The organism is Peribacillus cavernae, assembly GCF_003989135.1.
Taxonomy (GTDB): domain Bacteria; phylum Bacillota; class Bacilli; order Bacillales; family DSM-1321; genus Peribacillus; species Peribacillus cavernae.
The window spans coordinates 48,552-67,211 of record NZ_RYZZ01000014.1; the positions used below are offsets into that span (position 1 = coordinate 48,552).

At 40.5% G+C, this 18,660-nt stretch carries 17 protein-coding genes and 3 pseudogenes; 15 read left to right on the forward strand and 5 right to left on the reverse strand.

Annotation, left to right across the window (positions count from 1 at the left end; all coding sequences use genetic code 11):
- Positions 1-41: 41 nt before the first annotated feature.
- The 5 genes from ELQ35_RS11280 (at position 42) to ELQ35_RS11300 (ending at position 4,020) form a co-directional block, all read left to right on the forward strand.
- Positions 42-1,136, forward strand: a complete 1,095-nt coding sequence (locus tag ELQ35_RS11280; RefSeq protein ID WP_126864929.1) for an NADH:flavin oxidoreductase — start codon at positions 42-44, stop codon at positions 1,134-1,136.
- 120 nt (positions 1,137-1,256) lie between these two features.
- Positions 1,257-2,123 carry an SDR family oxidoreductase gene (locus ELQ35_RS11285; RefSeq protein ID WP_126864930.1) on the forward strand — a complete coding sequence of 289 codons (867 nt, stop codon included), beginning with the start codon at positions 1,257-1,259 and terminating at the stop codon, positions 2,121-2,123.
- A 220-nt stretch (positions 2,124-2,343) separates the two neighbouring features.
- Entirely contained in the window at positions 2,344-2,613 is a 270-nt protein-coding gene (locus tag ELQ35_RS11290; protein ID WP_126864931.1) for an excalibur calcium-binding domain-containing protein, read from the forward strand.
- 184 nt (positions 2,614-2,797) lie between these two features.
- Positions 2,798-3,172 (forward strand): VOC family protein, encoded by a 375-nt coding sequence (locus ELQ35_RS11295; protein WP_126864932.1) that lies wholly within the window; start codon positions 2,798-2,800, stop codon positions 3,170-3,172.
- A gap of 80 nt (positions 3,173-3,252) precedes the next feature.
- Positions 3,253-4,020 (forward strand): NRDE family protein, encoded by a 768-nt coding sequence (locus ELQ35_RS11300; protein ID WP_307366000.1) that lies wholly within the window; start codon positions 3,253-3,255, stop codon positions 4,018-4,020.
- A 41-nt stretch (positions 4,021-4,061) separates the two neighbouring features.
- Here ELQ35_RS11300 and ELQ35_RS11305 read toward each other — a convergent pair whose 3' ends face one another.
- Positions 4,062-5,471, reverse strand: a complete 1,410-nt coding sequence (locus ELQ35_RS11305; RefSeq protein ID WP_126864933.1) for a sigma-54 interaction domain-containing protein — start codon at positions 5,469-5,471, stop codon at positions 4,062-4,064.
- Between the two features lie 283 nt (positions 5,472-5,754).
- Here ELQ35_RS11305 and ELQ35_RS11310 point away from each other — a divergent pair.
- The 4 genes and pseudogenes from ELQ35_RS11310 to ELQ35_RS11325 all read left to right on the forward strand — a co-directional run.
- Positions 5,755-5,895: pseudogene (locus tag ELQ35_RS11310) on the forward strand (hypothetical protein); the annotation flags it as partial.
- A gap of 72 nt (positions 5,896-5,967) precedes the next feature.
- Positions 5,968-7,170: an ornithine--oxo-acid transaminase gene (locus ELQ35_RS11315; protein ID WP_126864934.1), complete on the forward strand. Its 1,203-nt coding sequence runs from the start codon at positions 5,968-5,970 to the stop codon at positions 7,168-7,170.
- Between the two features lie 458 nt (positions 7,171-7,628).
- Complete coding sequence (rocF, locus tag ELQ35_RS11320) at positions 7,629-8,528, forward strand: arginase (protein ID WP_126864935.1); 900 nt, start codon at positions 7,629-7,631, stop codon at positions 8,526-8,528.
- A gap of 418 nt (positions 8,529-8,946) precedes the next feature.
- Positions 8,947-9,294 carry an acyl-CoA thioesterase gene (locus ELQ35_RS11325; protein ID WP_126864936.1) on the forward strand — a complete coding sequence of 116 codons (348 nt, stop codon included), beginning with the start codon at positions 8,947-8,949 and terminating at the stop codon, positions 9,292-9,294.
- Positions 9,295-9,491: 197 nt separating this feature from the next.
- On the opposite strand, the gene ELQ35_RS11330 is transcribed toward ELQ35_RS11325, so the two are convergent.
- The 3 genes from ELQ35_RS11330 to ELQ35_RS11340 are packed head-to-tail and all read right to left on the reverse strand — an operon-like array spanning position 9,492 to position 12,939.
- Positions 9,492-10,796, reverse strand: coding sequence for a (Fe-S)-binding protein (locus ELQ35_RS11330; protein WP_126864937.1), 1,305 nt, complete (start codon positions 10,794-10,796; stop codon positions 9,492-9,494).
- 1 nt (position 10,797) lies between these two features.
- The gene (locus tag ELQ35_RS11335) at positions 10,798-12,201 is read right to left on the reverse strand and encodes an FAD-binding oxidoreductase (protein WP_126864963.1); all 1,404 of its coding nucleotides are present in this window, start codon (positions 12,199-12,201) and stop codon (positions 10,798-10,800) included.
- A gap of 30 nt (positions 12,202-12,231) precedes the next feature.
- Positions 12,232-12,939, reverse strand: coding sequence for a FadR/GntR family transcriptional regulator (locus ELQ35_RS11340; protein WP_126864938.1), 708 nt, complete (start codon positions 12,937-12,939; stop codon positions 12,232-12,234).
- 469 nt (positions 12,940-13,408) lie between these two features.
- Here ELQ35_RS11340 and ELQ35_RS11345 point away from each other — a divergent pair, with 469 nt between their 5' ends.
- The 5 genes and pseudogenes from ELQ35_RS11345 to ELQ35_RS11365 form a co-directional block, all read left to right on the forward strand.
- A complete protein-coding gene (locus ELQ35_RS11345) occupies positions 13,409-14,746 on the forward strand; it encodes an MFS transporter (RefSeq protein WP_126864939.1) in 1,338 nt (445 codons plus the stop codon).
- Positions 14,747-14,811: 65 nt separating this feature from the next.
- A complete protein-coding gene (locus ELQ35_RS11350) occupies positions 14,812-14,997 on the forward strand; it encodes an alpha-hydroxy-acid oxidizing protein (protein ID WP_126864940.1) in 186 nt (61 codons plus the stop codon).
- Between the two features lie 97 nt (positions 14,998-15,094).
- On the forward strand, positions 15,095-15,568 hold the full coding sequence (locus ELQ35_RS11355) for a VOC family protein (protein WP_126864941.1): 474 nt from the start codon (positions 15,095-15,097) through the stop codon (positions 15,566-15,568).
- Between the two features lie 15 nt (positions 15,569-15,583).
- Complete coding sequence (locus tag ELQ35_RS11360) at positions 15,584-16,078, forward strand: GNAT family N-acetyltransferase (protein WP_126864942.1); 495 nt, start codon at positions 15,584-15,586, stop codon at positions 16,076-16,078.
- Between the two features lie 111 nt (positions 16,079-16,189).
- A pseudogene (locus ELQ35_RS11365) lies at positions 16,190-16,579 on the forward strand (Type 1 glutamine amidotransferase-like domain-containing protein); the annotation flags it as partial.
- Positions 16,580-16,669: 90 nt separating this feature from the next.
- Here the strand turns inward: ELQ35_RS11365 and ELQ35_RS11370 are convergent.
- Positions 16,670-17,808 (reverse strand): annotated as a pseudogene (locus ELQ35_RS11370) (zinc-dependent alcohol dehydrogenase).
- Between the two features lie 231 nt (positions 17,809-18,039).
- On the opposite strand from ELQ35_RS11370, the gene ELQ35_RS11375 reads away from it, so the two are divergent.
- Positions 18,040-18,597: a YkoP family protein gene (locus ELQ35_RS11375; protein ID WP_126864944.1), complete on the forward strand. Its 558-nt coding sequence runs from the start codon at positions 18,040-18,042 to the stop codon at positions 18,595-18,597.
- The last annotated feature ends 63 nt before the right edge of the window (positions 18,598-18,660 follow it).

Genomic DNA, 18,660 nt, shown 5'->3' on the forward strand with positions numbered 1-18,660 from the left:
CCAAGAAAAATAAGTTTGAATTATTGAGAGGAGCTTTTTACATGACTGAATCTAAAACTTTATTCAACACTGTTAAAATAGGCACTATCGATTTAGACAATCGTGTAGGTGTGTCACCGATGACACGCGTAAGTGCAACACCTGAAGGTTTAGTGACAGATCAAATGATATCTTACTATACAAAGTTTGCCCGGGGTGGATTTGGACTTATCATTACGGAAGGTGTTTATCCTGATGACAAGTATAGCCAAGGGTACTTCAACCAGCCTGGAATAGTTAACGATGAACAGGTACAGGCCTGGAAAAAGGTAACAGATTCCGTTCATCAAGAAGGCAGTAAAATTTTCATTCAGTTAATGCATGCTGGTGCTCTTTCCCAAGGAAATCGTTTTAAAAGGCAGGCTCTTGGCCCATCCACGGTTCAACCAAAAGGTGAGAAATTGGCGATGTACGGTGGAGAAGGATCTTTTCCTGCGCCAAAAGAAGCGACGAAAGAGGATATTACAGATGTAACCAAAGGATTTGTGGATGCCGCGATACGGGCGAAGGAAGCGGGATTTGACGGAGTTGAAATTCATGGTGCCAATGGATATATCCTTGACCAATTCCTAACAGACTATATAAATAAACGTAATGATGAATATGGCGGTTCTACAGAAAATCGGGTTCGATTAGTAGTGGAAACAGTGAAAGCTGTTCGGAATGCAGTTGGTGAAGAATTTACAATCGGAGTTCGGGTTTCGCAGGGAAAGGTAAATGATCACTCCCATAAATGGGCAGGAAAAGAAAAGGAAGCGGAAGTTATCTTTGGACAATTAGGAAATGCCGGGATTGATTTTATTCATGTTACAGAATATAAAGCTTGGCAGCCCGCTTTTGAGGGAGCTAGTGTCACCCTTGCCGGATTGGCAAAAAATTATGGAAATGTGCCTGTCATTGCCAATGGCTACCTTCATGATCCTGACCGTGCAAGAAAAATCATTGAAAACGGGGAAGCGGATGTAATTACACTCGGCCGTGGCGCGCTTGCGAATGGCGATTGGGTAACCAAAGTGAAAAACGATGAGCCGTTGGACGAGTTTGTGCCTGAAAAAGTATTAAGCCCCGATGCAAAAATTAAGGATTTTGAAGCGTAAATAAAGAACAAACTTAAAGGGCCAAATAGATAGAAGATCAAACCGTTTGCAAGAGAATCATTTTTCAAATTTCTAATAATAAATGTGAGAGCAAACGTAATCATAGGGAGGTTTATAAGAATGGCGACGAAAATTTTGGTGACAGGAGCCACAGGAGCCACGGGTCAGCAGCTTGTTGAGAAACTATCTGGCATGGAAGGCATATCCGTCCAAGCCGCTACACGTTCAATCGACAAGTATAAGAACAACAGTAATATTGAATATGTAAGGTTTGACTATAATGATGTATCTACCATTCGGAATGCTCTTCAAGGTGTTGATAAGGTATTTTTAGTGACCGCTGCTGTACCGGAGATGTTCGAAAACGAAAAACGGGTCATTGAAGAGATAAAAAATGCTAGTGTCAAACAAATTGTAAAACTTTCGGTAGCTGGAGCGGGGTTGGGTGAGGAAGGGATTACATTCGGAAAATTGCATTATCGCTTGGAGGAAATGGTGAAAGAAACAGGAATTGCTTACACGCTCCTGCGTCCGATGTCATTCATGCAAAATTACTCCAATTTCATGAGTCAAGCGATTAAAACGCAAGACGCGTTTTATTTACCTATGGGTGATGGAAAGGTCAGCATTGTTGATACAAGGGATATTGCCTCTGTAGCAGTCAAAGCCTTTACCGAGCAAGGCCATGAAGGGAAAACCTATACGTTAACTGGTCCTGAACCTCTTTCTAACTATGAGATTGCAGATATTTTGTCATCGGTATTAGAGAGAAAAATTAGCTATGTGGACGTTTCAGAAGACCAGGCCAGACAAGGAATGGGAGAAGGGGGAATGACTGATTGGTCCATCGAACGCATGCTGGAACTTTACAGGATCAATAAGGCAGGGCATACTGCAAATGTTTCCTCCGATATTGAACAGGTTACCGGGGTGAAACCAACATCGTTTGAGCAATTTGCCAGGGATTATAGCATGACGTTCAAATGAAGAGGCCTGGTATTTGTGCAAGAGGATAACTGAGATACAAAAGGATGCGCGATCGTAAAAGATCCGGCATCCTTTTGTCTTATTAACAGAGGATATACTGAGAGCATTAGGGTTAGTGGCAGCATCTGTTTTGCCTTACTTGCAACATCATATTGAAAACAATAATTGATTCATTATGATTGAAATTGAAAGGTAAATTATTGGAAGGTAAGAATTTTTTGTGAAACAGTTATTGGCTATTTTGCTTTCATCAGGACTAGTTCTTAGTTTTTCTTTGAGTGCCACCGACTTCGCTGAAGCCAAGACCAAGGTCAAGACGTATAAAAACTGTACGGAGCTAAATAGGGATTACAAAGGCGGGGTGGCCCGTTCTTCCTCTGTTAAAAACAAAGGTGGAAAAACGCGCTATAAGCCATATGTTTCAAAGGCTCTCTATGACGCCAATAAAAAGAGCGATCGCGATAAAGACTGGATTGCTTGTGAAAGATAAACCTTCGTTCTTCGATAAGAGCATTGCCAAGATCTTCTGCCCGGAGGTCTTTTCTGCATTTTTGTATGGACTGCCAAACGCTAATTCGATAAGACAGACTTATCACAAGTGTAAACCACTTTAAGATTTCCTTATCTTTCAAACTTATGTAGACTTAGGGTATAAGATCAGGGGAGGAATCTGAATGTCTTTTATCTTCAAAGCAATCGATCATATTCAACTGGCTGCTCCAAAAGGCAGCGAGGACATGGCCAGACGATTTTATATAAATATTTTGGGTTTTGATGAAATAGAAAAACCAGAGGAATTAAAGAAAAACGGCGGAGTTTGGTTTGCATGTGGAAATCTCCAAATACATATAGGAATTGAAGACCCTTTTTTTCCGGCCAAAAAGGCGCATCCCGCATTTGAAGTGGTGAATTTAGCGGAGTTAAAGAAGCATTTGACCATAAAGGAGGTTGAGTATAGCGAAGACGGTAAACTCCCTGGGGCAAAAAGAATCTATATATTTGACCCTTTTGGCAATCGCATGGAATTGTTAGAGTGGGACAGGGAATAGGGGCAGTTCCAGGCGGGGTTACTATTGGGTATCAAGTTGGTTAAAATGAAGTGGCAGGACAAATTTTCAGGAAAGCTGTGATGAAAGTGTGTTTAATTCTATTTGCTTATCAAGTACATCCGACATACAAGCTTATCGTTGCTGCCAATCGTGATGAGTTTTACGGAAGACCAACGGCCCCGGCGCATTATTGGGAGGATCACCCCCATATTCTCGCAGGCCGGGATTTAGAAAAAATGGGCACGTGGATGGGAGTGACAAAAGAAGGCCGTTTTGCCGCGTTAACTAACTATCGAAACCCGGACGAGAAAACAGAGGGAAAGCATTCGCGTGGAGAGTTGGTGGCGGATGTTTTGAATGGCAATGAGAGCCTTGAGCATTGCATGCGAAAAGTGGAGACAAACCGTCAGTTGTATCCAGGCTACAACTTATTGGCAGGTGATGCCAATGAGCTTTACCACTATTCGAATATTGAAAATAAGCTTCATAAGTTAGCGCCGGGTATTTATGGCGTCAGCAATCATTTATTAAATACCGACTGGCCAAAGGTCAAACGAGGCAAAGCAGGTTTATCAAAAATAATCAGCCAAAATGATGAGTCTATCGTGGAGCAGCTTTTGAACCTTCTTCAAAATACTGATCCCTCCTCGGATGAAATCCTTCCTAGTACAGGAGTATCCTTAGAATGGGAAAGAGTTCTTTCGCCGGTGTTTATCCAAAGCGAAAGCTATGGAACGAGGAGCTCGACTGTTTTATTAATGACAGATGAAGAAATTCACTACAAGGAACGAGTCTATGGGGAGGGAGGGATTGACGACCGGGAATATACAATAAATCTAAAAAATTAAACTAGCAGCGTATGATGGATGGAAGGATTCACGTCCCATCATCACTCCTCTTTGCCGATAATATTAAATTTCCTTAAGCGGTATTGAAGGCTTTGGCGGCTCAGCCCTAGTAGTTTCGCTGTGCGTGAAATGTTGTGATTATTACTGTTTAATGTTTTTTGGATATAGTATTTTTCGACAACTTCCATATGATCCTTTAGTTGTACGGTTGTTTGCGAACTTTTTTGCAATAACTCTTCAACCGGAGGCATGGAAGGAATGGCCTCCTTAAATTGCGATTTGTTTCGGTATTGGAAGGGCAAATGCGAATAACTGATAACCCCATCATTTACAATTAAATTCATTGCCCCTTCAATGATGTGCTCCAATTCACGGACGTTTCCCGGCCATCCATACGTAAGAAATGATTGAAGAACTTCTCCATCCACTTCTTTGACATCCATTTGAAACAACTGATTGTATTTTTCGATAAAATTTTGAACAAGCGGCAGGATGTCCTCTGTTCTGTCTCTTAAAGGAGGTATGAAGATTATGACGACACCCAATCTGTAATATAAGTCTTTTCGTAAACGTTGATTAGCAATGGCATCAATCGGATCTTCGTTTATCGTCGCCATAATCCGTACATCAATCGGGGTATCTTTTGTATCCCCAATACGTCTGATCGTTTTTTCCTGTAATGCGCGTAAAAGTTTTGCCTGAAGGTTAGGGTTCAAGGAATTGATTTCATCCAGTAATAAGGTTCCGCCTTCTGCTTGCTCAAATAATCCCGGATGTTCCGTGGCACCTGTGAATGCTCCTTTTTTCGTGCCAAACAGAAGGCTTTCCAGTAAATTATCAGGTATCGCGGCACAGTTTTGCGAAATAAAAGGCGCCGCAGAACGGTTACTGCCATTGTGGATGCTTTGGGCAAACAGTTCTTTTCCAGTGCCTGTTTCCCCAACAATTAGCACAGAAGAGGAAGTGCGTGTCGCTCTTTTGGAATTATCAATCACTTCCTGTATAGACAGACTCTCCCCGATAATGCTATCGAATGTGTATTTTGTATTTCCTTTTCTATTGATATTATCCCTTATCAGTCTTTCGAGTTTTGTCACGTCCTTCGCAATCTCAACAGCGCCTTTGATCTGGCCGTCTTCTATGATGGGGAATGTATTATTAATCGTGGTAATTTCCATTCCTTTATTATTAAAATATGTCTGTTTGACATTCTTGGTTTCTTTCCCTTTTTGCAATGCTTGGACAAGAGTACTGTCTTGATCATTCGAAAACATGAACACATCCAATAAATTTTTATCCAGCACATCCTGAATATCCATAGACTCAATTTGCATCATTTTCTTATTATAAATGATCGTGTTTCCTTTTTCGTCGACGGCATGAAGCCCGACATCGATTTCATCTATGATCCTTATGAAAATTCCCCATAAATAATCGTTTTCTTGTTGCATCGCAAAACCCCCGGATAGTTTAGACTATTCTAATTGTATCTTGGATTTTCCTGTGCAGCAAAAAAATTTTGCATAGCTGGTGCAAAAAAATAGTGTAAGTGCAAAAAAGGTTGGCATTTTTCATTATTAGAAACCTAATAACCTCCTGTTTTGATGTTGGCACAGAACTTGCATTTAAGATTTATAGATAGATAAAAACATATCAGGTGGATTACTTATGACATTCCCATATAAACATGAACCATTTACTGATTTTTCTACGAAAGAGAATCAACAAGCATGTTTCAACCGCGATTGTACAGGTGCCCTCGTCGGATATCAGCCTTTCGGAGGCTTTAATATGTCAGGCACAGATTCCAAAGCGGGCGGACCTGATTACCTAATCCTTCACATGCAGGCAAAAACAACCTCTGAAATGCTTTAATTTATAAAAATAAAAAGATTGCTCGATGATTAAATGAAGCAGAATAAATTTTATTTCAAGGAGGAAATAAATATGGCGACTTCGACAAAGTCTAATAAAATCATTGAAAAAACTTCCCAATTTGGTGCTAATAACTATCATCCGCTGCCAATCGTGATCTCGCAGGCAGAAGGAGTCTGGGTACAGGACCCGGAAGGCAATAAATATATGGACATGCTAAGTGCCTATTCGGCGTTAAACCAAGGCCACAGACACCCAAAAATCATTCAGGCTTTAAAAGATCAAGCAGACAAGATTACCTTAACATCACGTGCTTTCCACAACGATCAGCTTGCGCCGTTTTATGAGAAGGTTGCAAAGTTGACCGGGAAGGATATGATTTTGCCAATGAACACCGGTGCTGAAGCCGTAGAAACAGCGATTAAAGCAGCGCGCCGCTGGGCTTATGACGTCAAAGGAGTGGCTGATAATCAAGCTGAAATTATCGCTTGTGAGGGAAATTTCCATGGCCGTACGATGACTGCTGTCTCCCTTTCTTCCGATACAGAATACAAACGAGGATTTGGTCCGATGCTCCCTGGGATCAAATTAATCCCATACGGAGACATTGATGCTTTAAAATCTGCGATCACGCCTAACACGGCTGCATTCCTAGTTGAACCTATCCAAGGGGAAGCTGGTATCGTCATCCCGCCAGAAGGTTTCTTAAAACAAGTGGCTGAAGTGTGCCAGGAAAACAACATAGTATTTATCGCTGATGAAATACAGGCAGGCCTCGGCCGTTCCGGAAAAACATTTGCTTGCGATTGGGAAGAAGTAATACCGGATATGTACATCTTAGGAAAGGCACTTGGAGGAGGCGTATTTCCGATCTCATGTGTGGCTGCCAATAAAGAGGTCCTGGGCGTATTTAATCCAGGATCTCACGGCTCCACCTTTGGCGGGAATCCACTTGCTTGCGCTGTTTCGATTGCATCACTTGAAGTTCTCGAAGAAGAAAAGTTAGCGGAGCGTTCGTTAGAGTTAGGAAACTATTTTAAAGAAAAATTAGCGGAAATCGACAATCCAATCATAAAAGAAGTTCGCGGCAGAGGATTGTTCATTGGGGTTGAGTTGACGGAAGCGGCACGCCCATTTTGTGAAAGATTAAAAGAAGAAGGTCTGCTATGCAAGGAAACACATGATACTGTCATACGCTTTGCCCCGCCATTGGTGATTTCAAAAGAAGATCTTGACTGGGCCATTTCAAAAATTAAAACAGTGTTATCTAACTAATTTTCTATAAATAAACGATCCGAAGTGGAAGGAGACTCCACTTCGGTGGCTGTTTATACTGTTAAATATTAGGGAAATTAGTAGGGATTGTTATATATTCCTGCTTGACTTACTATCGCCAATTATCTGAAAACAATAACATTTTTAAATCGTTATCTTCTGCTGTTAAAATAAAAGAGGATCCAATTAACAGCAAATATTGTAGATGTTTATCCTAAACTAGATTTAAGAGCGACTCTCAAGAAATGAGAGCGATAATAGAAATTTAAGAGCTATTATGAAAACGCATTCATTTCAGGGTAAAAAATCAACAAACAAGAGTCAGCAATGACCTTGAAGGCCAATTAAAGACTGAAAAACAAATGATTGTCTAAAGAAAAGGATTACTCGATAAGAGTGTAATCCGAACTAGTTTCATATAATTTTTTTTACACAATTAGGAAAAGAGGGACCATAATATGAATAAAAGTATTACAATTATTGGAATGCCTATGGACTTAGGCCAAATGCGGCGCGGCGTCGATATGGGGCCCAGTGCAATCCGCTATGCAGGAATTGTGGAAAGACTGCAAGGCCTGAATCTTGAGATACATGATCGAGGGGATATCCAAATTGGCAGGCCTGAAGTGGTCATTGACCCGGATACAAAAATGCGCAATTTGGAATTAGTAGCTGAGAAAAGCGAGATTCTTGCTAAGGTAGTCGATAAAGTAATTGAAGATGAATCTTTTCCTTTAGTGTTTGGAGGAGACCATAGTATTGCTATCGGAACTTTAGCCGGAGTAGCCAGGCATTATGAGAATCTTGGAGTGATCTGGTACGACGCTCACGGGGACTTGAACACTGCGGAAACTTCTCCATCAGGAAATATCCATGGAATGCCATTAGCTGCAAGCCTGGGAATAGGACATCCTGTTTTAACCCAAATTGGTGGCTATTCTCCAAAGATCAAACCGGAAAATCTAGTGATCATTGGTGCCCGTTCACTGGACGTGGGAGAAAGAAAGTTAATAAAAGAAAAAGGAATTAAAGTCTACACAATGCACGAAATTGATCGTTTGGGCATGGCTAAAGTGATAGAAGAAACCATTGAATACCTTAAAGCAAGAACAGATAGTGTCCATCTTTCCTTAGATTTGGACGGTCTTGATCCTACTGATGCGCCTGGAGTCGGAACACCTGTTTTGGGAGGCATCAGCTACCGGGAAAGCCACCTGGCCATGGAAATGCTCGCGGAAACCAAAATGATTACTTCAGCTGAATTCGTTGAAGTAAATCCAATCCTGGATGAGAGAAATAAAACCGCTCTTGCAGCAGTTGCTTTGATGGGCTCCCTGTTTGGTGAGAAATTGTTATAAACGTTATAAATCAACCATTTTAAGGACAATATTGAGTATTCTTTGGTTTTCTCAATAATATGAAAGGACTTTACAACAGGTGATGAAGGACTCTATAAATGCTGGAATACAATTGGATTATAAGTCAGTAGTCTAGTAAAAAAAAGGTCTTTTTTTCTGTTACTAAGCTATCGCCAAAAAAGCTGAATATGAGATTAATTTATAGATATGATCAATATAAGTGGAAATAACAGGTTTCGATTTCGGTTAAAGTTTTGTCGTCACTTTTGTCGTTTCGTCGTCTGTTTTTCTGTTTTGGCGTTTCTTTTTCTAGTTTTGTCGTCACTTTTATCATTTTGTTGTCACTTTTAATTTTGTCATCTGTTTTTCTATATAAGTGGCTATTAACTCGATGCGGAAGGAGGAGCCATAAAAATGGTTGAAGGCTATCGATTTTCACATCGTCTTAAAGCGTTATTCAGAAATTGATGGGCAAAAAATTGTCTTTAATGCTCATTATTTAACCGATTTAGATGTCGCGGTCACGGAATATTTCCTGGAAGGTTTGCAGCTGGACATGGCTGAACTGGCAGAGAACAGAGAGTTTGATTTTGTCCTGGCGAAAACGACGCTGGAATATAAAAGCCCGGCCTATCTAAACGATTGGTTGAATATTTGGTGCCGTGTGGGGAAAGTTGGCAATGCCAGCATGACTATGGATTTTAAGATTACAAGAGATGGGGAGACGGATCCTTTGCTTTTTTTAAAAAAGAGTTGCAAGAGATAAATACAAATTTCGACCGGAAAATGCTCGTAGTATGTGAACGGTTTCGATTGGTTTATAAGGAAAAAGTCATCTGAAGAAACTAGTTAGATTTTCTTGAGAGAAAAAAACCACCTCTGATTCATGTTGACTCAGAGGTGTTTATTTCAGGAACTATGATCCAACAAAAATGAAGCTCAGTTCATAGTACGTTGTTTGTTTTATGAAATTCCGGCTGCCTCTGCCAAATACTCGATTAGATGCATGGCACGTACAGATTCGGAGAGCTTTTCGCGTTCAATACCAAGTTTCATCTGCAGCAGGCATCCCGGGTTGGTCGTAATAATGACGGATGCTCCGGTCGCTTTCGTATCCTTCATTTTCCTATCGAGAATATCCATGGATGCATCATAATTGATAATATTATAGATTCCCGCTGAGCCGCAGCACATGTCCGCCTGTTCCATCTCTATAAACCTAATTCCTGATACACTGTTTAGAAGGTCCAGTGGTTCACTGGTAACCTTTTGAACATTGGTCATGTGACACGAACGTTGATAGGTTACTAGTTCCCCGGGATATGTGTGTAAATTAGACAGACCGCCACAGGAGACAAGCACCTGACTGATGTCTCTTGACTTTGCAGAGAACGCGGCTGCTCTATCAGCCCATTCTTTATCATCTTCAAGCAGATGGCCGTATTCATACAGCATAGCACCGCATCCTCCTGCATTATTAACTATGAAGTCTACGCCCGCTTGTTCAAATGCAGTGATGTTTTGTTTGGCAAGACGTTTGGTTTCTTCCATTTCACCAGAATGAGAATGCAACGCGCCACAGCACGTCTGTTTCGGTACTACAATAACTTCACAACCCGCTTCTGCAAGCAGCTGTACAGACAATCGGTTGATACGTTGAAACATTGCATCCATTATACATCCTGTAAAAAAAGCTACGGTATACTTCTTTTCTCCCTTTGCTTTTACTCTATTAGGGGTTTTTTTGCGTTCTGCAGGTGAAACAGCCTGAGGCATGATCGCTTCGAAATCACCGAGGTGATTAGGTAACCTCTTCATGGCACCTGATGTGCGTCCTGCCTTTTGAAGCCCGCTTTTTTCATAGAGCCAAAACGCATTGCCGGTGAATTTCATGATTTTTCTGTTTGGAAATACTTTTTGAAACATTGCTTTTCGCAGCAGTCGAACCGGAGCGGAAAATTTCTTGCGTCTGACAAGTGCCGCCCGGGCCGCTTCAAGTATAGAACCATATTCTACTCCGGTTGGACAAGCTGTTTCGCAAGCCCGGCAACCAAGGCAAAGATCCAATGGCTCTTCTAATACCGATAAATCGGTAATCTTTCCTTCACCAACCATTTTTACAAGATTAATTCGACCGCGTGGAGAATGGGTTTCTTTTCCCATCGTAATATATGTCGGACAGACGGGCAAACAGTATCCGCATTGAACACAGCTGTTTGTTTTTTCATATCGGAATTCTTCCCTTAATTGTTCAAGAGATTGTTTCATGTTAACTCAACTCCAATTTTTGTCCGGGTTCCGGAAAAATTTTTCCTGGATTCATGATGTTGTTTGGATCCCAAGATTCTTTTATCCGCTTCATCATATCGAGGCCAATCGCTCCTAACTCCATTTCCATAAACGGGGCTTTCATCAACCCGATGCCATGCTCACCGGAAAGGGTTCCACCAAGTTCAATGGCTGCTGTAAAGATTTCAGCAACGGCCTGTTCGACGCGGCGCATTTCTTCCTTATCGCTTTTGTCACATATGATGTTCGGATGAAGATTGCCATCACCCGCATGTCCAAATACCACGAGGTGAACATCGTACTTGTCACGAATTTCCTGCAATCTCATGCACATTTGCGGGATTTTGCTTCGTGGCACAGTAGCGTCTTCAGAAATTTTCGTTGGTTTTATCCGTGCGATTGCTGGAGATACCAACTTACGGGCTTTCCAAATTTCTGCTCGCTCCTCTGCATTTTGTGGGATGCGAATTTCCCGGGCTCCAACCGAATCGCACAGGTCAGCTGCTTGTTTGACCTCATCCTTCAAAGCTAAAGGATGTCCATCCAGTTCTATTAGAATAATCGCTTCTGCATTCAGAGGCAGTCCTAATGGCTCGTAATTTTCAACCGCCGCAATGGAGGCCTTATCCATCAGTTCCATTTTGGAAGGCAAAATACCGGAGGATAAAATTTTAGAAATGGCACTTCCAGCATCAATGAGACTATTAAATACCGCCATAATCGTCTCGGAGCCCTGGGGTTTTGGAATAAGACGCAGCACTGCTTTTGTGATGATGCCCAGCGTACCTTCTGATCCAACAATGAGTTTTGTTAAGTCGTAACCGGTTACATTTTTCACTGTACTGCCTCCAGTCTTGATGATTTCCCCCTCGGGCGTGATAACCTCCAAACCAATAACATAATCTTTTGTTACTCCGTATTTTAGTCCCCTGGGCCCTCCTGAGTTCTCTGCCATATTCCCGCCAATGGTAGAGACATGTGAACTGCTTGGATCAGGAGGGTACATTAAACCTTTTTGTTCGGCAGCTTTATGGATATTAGCGGTTAATATACCTGGAGAGACAACAGCAACTAGATCTTCTCCATGAATTTCAAGCAAATCGTCCATAACGGACAGGTCGAACACCATGCCGCCCTTGACGGGAAGTGGACCCCCGCTCAAGGAAGTGGACTGGCCGCGGGGATAGACAGGAATCTGTTCGCGGTTGGCAAGTTTCACTAGTTGGGCCAATTCTTCTGTACTTTTTGTTTGAATGACCGCATCTGGTAAAAATGTACCGAAAGAACCGTCAAATGAATAGCTGAAACGGTCACTTTCATCTGTTAGAACTCTGCCGCTTTTGACGATCTTTTTGATTTCATCAATATGATTCGATGTCATCATCTTCATTTCATTCTCCCCCTCTTTGTTAAATTAAATGGTGTAATCTTTTAAGAACAGGCTTAATTTTTTTTCTGCGTTTTTTAAATGAATCAAGCATTGGATTTTAGCTAACTCTGGTTCTTCCACTTCTATTGCCAGTAAGATATTATGGTGTTCATTGTAAACGGCCCTGCGCTTTTGAACTAATTCTGCGTTAGGACGAAGGGTGATCTTTAATGTTCTTTCATAAAGGGAGGATAGGTTTTCCAATGTTTGAATCATAATCGGATTCTGTGTAGCCAAAATGACTGAGCGATGGAACTCTATATCGGCCTCCATTGCACTGTTGCCCTTATCAATAGATTCATCTTCCATTTTCTTCACTATTTGCTTCATTTGTTCAAGCTGTTCAGATGTACGTCTGAGCGCTGCTAAATAGGCAGCTTCAGGCTCCAAGATCTTTCTCATTTCAAATAAATACTTAATACTCTCCACATCATCACTTTCAATTCGAATGCGCTGCAATAATGTTGAATTTGTTGCTTCTTCTACATAACTTCCTCCTCCTTGACGAGAAGAAATGACACCCGCTGCCCGCAACATACTTAATGCCTCGCGTATAGGTACTCTGCTTACGCCAAATTGAGCCGTCAACTCCATTTCTGTTGGTAATTTCGACCCCGGGGGAAACTTTCCCGATTCAATTAATTGTAGTAATTCGCGGGATATGGTTTGTGAAACTTTTTCTTTTTGGGGCATGTTCTGTCTCCCTTTACTCTATATTCATATTATTACGGATAATTGTGAAAACGATTTCTGTATTTTCCCAAATAATTTGTATAACAAATATGTGATTGAATATGTTTTATTTTAAGAAAATATGATTTACAGTTGGTTAGTTTCACCTTTATAATAAACAAAAGTAGCAAATTACACAATATATAGGAGAAAATTTGTAATACAAATTTTCCTGTAAGAGTACTAACTAATAACACGTAAGCTAATCATCATGTTGTGCTTCTCTTGTTAGCTGCGGGCTAAACACTAAAATAGCGACCAGCTAATGAATGTAAAGGAATTTTTGATCGCAAAAAATGTAAACCTTTACATTTCGTTAATAGCCGCTCTATTTCTATGTGCAGAGTCCTGGTTATAAATAAATTGAGATGTATTTATTTCATCATCAGTTTAAAACGTTTTCTATTATTTCAATTGAGGGGGAATCAGAATGAACAACGGTACAGATTCTTTGGAAAGACGAACGACAAAAAAGGTTACCAGGAGAATTGTCCCTTTTATTATGCTACTCTATGTTGTTGCGTTCCTGGACAGGGCAAATTTAGGTTATGCGGCATTGGACATGAATGATGCACTGGGGCTAACGAGTCAAATGTTTGGGATTGCTTCCGGTATTTTTTTCATCAGCTATTTTTTATTTGAAGTACCAAGCAATCTTATGCTGGAACGTTTTGGGGCCCGAAAGTGGATTGCCCGAATTCTCATTAGTTGGGGAATCGTTGTTGTTATAACAAGTTTTGTAGGGAATGCCACACATCTGTATATAGCAAGATTTCTACTGGGTGCATTAGAAGCTGGATTTTTCCCGGGAATAATTTTGTATCTTACTTATTGGTTTAAAGCCAAAGAACGGGCTAAAACAATCGCCATGTTTATGACAGCCATCGCAGTTTCTTATATTATCGGGGCTCCGCTTTCGACATGGATTATGGACAATATCAATTGGATGGGAATGGCTGGCTGGCGTTGGATGTTCGTTATTGAAGGGGTACCGGCTATTATTTTAGGGATTGTAACGTTTTTCTATTTAACAGACCGTCCGGAAAATGCGAAGTGGCTAACAACTGAAGAGAAGAATTGGCTTATTTCAGAGTTGAAAAGGGAAAGGGAGATAAAGGACAAAACAAATCCAAACAATCATGGAATTAAGAAGGCCTTGACCAATCCGAGAGTGTGGTATTTGGCTCTCATCTATTTCACTTTCAACATAGGCCTGTATGGAATCGGGTTCTGGCTGCCGCAGATCATTAAATCCCTTTCTGATGTATTAACAAATACACAGGTGGGATTACTCACAATGATTCCTTATATAGCTGGTGCGATTGCCATGAATATCTGGTCCCGTCGCTCAGACCGTTTAGAAGAGAGGCGTTTGCATGCAGCAATTCCGCTGATTGTCGGTTCTTTGGGATTGTTTGGCTCGGGACTGACATCCGACCCTCTAGTATCTATTACAATGATGGCAGTGGCAGTAGGTGGCATGTATAGCTTCTATGGACCTTTTTGGTCTTTGTCGACGCAGTTCCTGAGCACGTCTGCCGCAGCAGTAGGGATCGCCTTTATCAACTCGATTGGCAATTTGAGTGGATTTGTTGGACCTTATGGGATAGGTATGATTCAAGATGCGACGGGAAATGTGAATTTTTCCTTGTTCTTTTTAAGTGCTTCGCTTTTAGTTCCCAGCATCTTGCTATTTGCAATGCGAAAGGAACACACGAGCACTGCAGATCAAGCTTCCAATACGTCTAGTGACCTAAATGTGAAATAGATTATCCAAGAAAAGTGGGATAGACTGGTAAAAAGTATCTTTTTGCAAAAGCAAGAGGATGAAGTATGGGAATACGCAGTGATCGGGAAATTGCTGCAAGCATGGTGAAAAGAGCGGAAACCGCAGGCTATAGGACCATTGTAATTACATTAGATACCCCGATGATGTCATGGAGAGAGAGGCGCATAAGTAATTCATGCGCCTCTCTCTTATGTTTCGAAAAATTATTTTTAAGACTTGAAGTTACATAGGTCTAACGCTGTAGAACATCTCATTATATTTTCTGAGGTGTGCTGGGGCTGCCTTGATGTTAAAATAAGGATATCAAATCGGCAGGGGGATCATTTTATGATAAAAGGATTATACGAAGCTCACTTACCAGTAAGTAATATGGAGAATTCAGTTGAGTTTTATCAAAGATTAGGCTTGGAGTTGGCATATAAAGGCGAAAAGGTTACCTTCTTTTGGATTGAAAAAGAAAGAAGTTGGCTTGGTTTATGGGAATCTGAACAAGTGCAAATCCCTTATCATCCGTCGATCAGGCATGTGGCATTTCGAGTGGATCTTGAAGACATCAAAAGAGCTAAATCGTGGCTGAAGGATAGGGGCATCTCCGTAAGAGAGTCATTCGGATTTTCGTCGGAACGCCAACCACTTGTGCTTCCAAATAACCCTCAAGCTCACGCAGCTATTTATTTTCATGATCCTGATGGCAACTCTTTGGAATTAATTTCACCGCTCAGAATAGATGTTGAAGAAGAATTTAGAATGATGGAGTTAGATGAGTGGTACAAACAGAAGGTTAACCATATAAAGACATAAAGGGTGTGAACCGTTTTGTTAGATGTAAGATGTTTAGAAGTAAGTGAAACTGATTTTCTAATGGACATGATGTTTGAATCTATTTATATTCCAGAGAATAAACCCTCTAAAAAGGAATTGTTAAATCTCCCTCATCTCAAAAAGTATAATGAGGGTTGGGGAAGAATCGGAGATAGGGCTTTAATAGCTTTAAATGAAGATAACCACCCTGTAGGCGCGGTATGGTATCGATTGTTTGATGAAAATAACAAAGGATATGGATATATTGATACTAACACACCGGAGTTAGGGATTGCTGTGCTAAAAGAGGCGAGAGGGATGGGAGCAGGTACCCTTCTTATGAGAAAAATCATTGAAAAAGCATCGGATGATGGTTATAAATCAATTTCTTTAAGCGTGGACCCAAACAATATTCATGCTGTACAGCTTTATAACAAGCTTAGATTCGAAAAGTGCGGATCATCAGGTACGTCTTGGACAATGGTATATTTCATTTCTGCTAGTAAGTAACTAACAATTGCTTTAGTTTTTAAAAATAACTACTGGGAGTAATATCATATGAATAGTTTGCAAAAGCTTCTTGATCTTGATTTTGCATATCTTGAAACATTTACTAGGCGAATAGAAATGCTGGAAAAGTGTGAGAAATACAAATTAGATCAAAAGTTAATATCAGCTCTAAAAAAAGAAACGTTAATTGCAGGTATCAGTGCCGGTGCAATCTGTTGGTTTAAAAGTGGAATTCGTTCCAATTATCAAGGGGAAGGTTACATTGAAAGTCCAGGCTGGAATATTATCAACAAAACTTTTTGTCCACATTATAATCAGGAAGATAGAGCAAGGGCTTTTCATTTACTTTTGCAAAAAAGCAAAGGAAATGAAAACGCGATTGCTTTGGAAGACGATTGCGCTTTGTATATAACTGATGCTTGTGAATTGATTGGAGAGCCCTCAAGGTCCTGGGAGTTTCAAGTTAAGAATGGCGAATTAACAAAACGAAACTTTATTTGAATTTCAAAAAAAGATTACCCTCAAAACTGGGGTAATCCTCGATAAATCCTAGTCTAAATAATTTAATCAAACGTTTGATTAAATGTCGTGTTACGGCTTTAAAATAACCTTAATGACGTCATCTGCATGGTCGTTAAATACTTTATAGGCGTCACTTGCCATGTCCATCGGCACTTTATGGGTAATGATTTCAGTCGGGTCGAACTCGCCTTTTGTGATTTTATCAAACAGCATCGGCATATAATGGATGACCGGTGCCTGTCCCATTTTAAGCGTTACGTTTCTTTCAAAGATATTGCCAAGCGGGAACATGTTGTACATGGAGCCGTAGACTCCTGTTAGCTGAATCGTGCCAAACTTCCTGACTGCTTTAAGAGCGATTTGGATCGCGCTCAATGTTCCACCCTGCAGCTTCAGCTTTTGCTCAATCGCTTCAATTGCAGACTTTTTACCGTCCATACCGACGCAATCAATGACGACATCCGCTCCGCCTTCGGTAATTTCTTTTATATAAGCGCCTGTGTCATCATATTCATCAAAGTTATAAATTTCAACATTGTTCATCTTTTTGGCATGGTTTAGCCTGTATGGAAGATTATCGATCGCAATAACGCGTTTTGCCCCTTTCATCCAGGCAAACTTTTGCGCCATTAAACCAACAGGGCCGCAGCCAAGTACCGTCACTGTATCCCCGGGCTTCATGCCTGAGTTTTCCACACTCCAATATGCTGTCGGCAATACATCTGACATAAACAGCAATGCCTCATCTTCAAGTTCGCATGACTCAGGAATCACGAATGGCATGAAATTGCCATAGGGAACCCTCATAAATTCTGCTTGTCCGCCCGGATAGTTGCCGTATCGTTCGGTAAAACCAAAATATCCGCCCGAATCTATTTCCTTATTTGGGTTGGAGTTGTCACATTGGCTTTCCAAATCATGCTGACAGTAATAGCACTCACCGCAAGAAACATTAAACGGCAGGACTACTCTGTCTCCTTTTTTACCTTTGTAACTTCCGGTCCTACTTCCTCCACAATACCCATTGGTTCATGGCCGATCACGTAATCCGGGTGGGAAGGTAATGCCCCTTGATAGATATGAAGGTCAGACCCACAAATGGCTGTTGAAGTAATACGGACAATAATGTCATCCTTCTGTTCAAGAGTTGGATCTACTACCTGTTTCACTTGGATATCTTTAGCTCCTTGAATTGTTACTGCCTTCATGATCATCCTCCTAAATATGGAATACTTGTATTATACCCGCTCTATTTTTTTATATGTCTTGGATGTGTTGGCCGTTAAAGCTAAACTTACTGCTAAAGAATGGAACCGCTTAAAAGGCAATAATCCACCAACATAAGAAAATATGCAGGGGTTAAAATAAAACCTGTTGACCATTAAAGCAACACAGAATAGTTTTAGATTAATTCAACTAAAAAATAAGGGAGCTGAAATATGAAAGGATATCTTTTGTCAGTATGGAATATACTAGATCCTTTATATTTTAGGTGTACACGGCTTAATTATCTTCCAGAGAAGGAATTCAGCAAAAGTATTTTTAGGGTACGTCTTACTTGCTATAAAGGACAAGATGTTATACTTTCTGATGAAATTCAGATTAAAAAAAACGATACTTTGGTAAAAATTCATTTGCATAATGCCCGATTATTACATGAACTAAAACATATAAAAAGTGAAGTGAAAAGAGCAAAGATTATTTATCGAAGTGTTCAAAGTTCGTTACCGGGAATTGAAGAGTACGTACGCAACCATAAAAGCTCCAATGATATTAAAGGAATTATTGGAATCACGGTTTTAAACAAAGTATGTGACCGTCTGGGGTTTGAGGTTGTGGATATATCCACTCCGGTTTATAGAAACCTTAAATGGCTTACTTTTTTGTCGATAAATATCCTATCTTCACCAAAACCTTGGAGTAGCATTTTCAAACATCCAGCCCCAAGTTATTTATTTATGTCTAAGGAAAAGCTAACCAAACTGTACAAAACATAAACCATCATTTATCAAGCACCTCCACTAAACAAGTGCTTTGGATATTAAAAAGACTGTTAACAT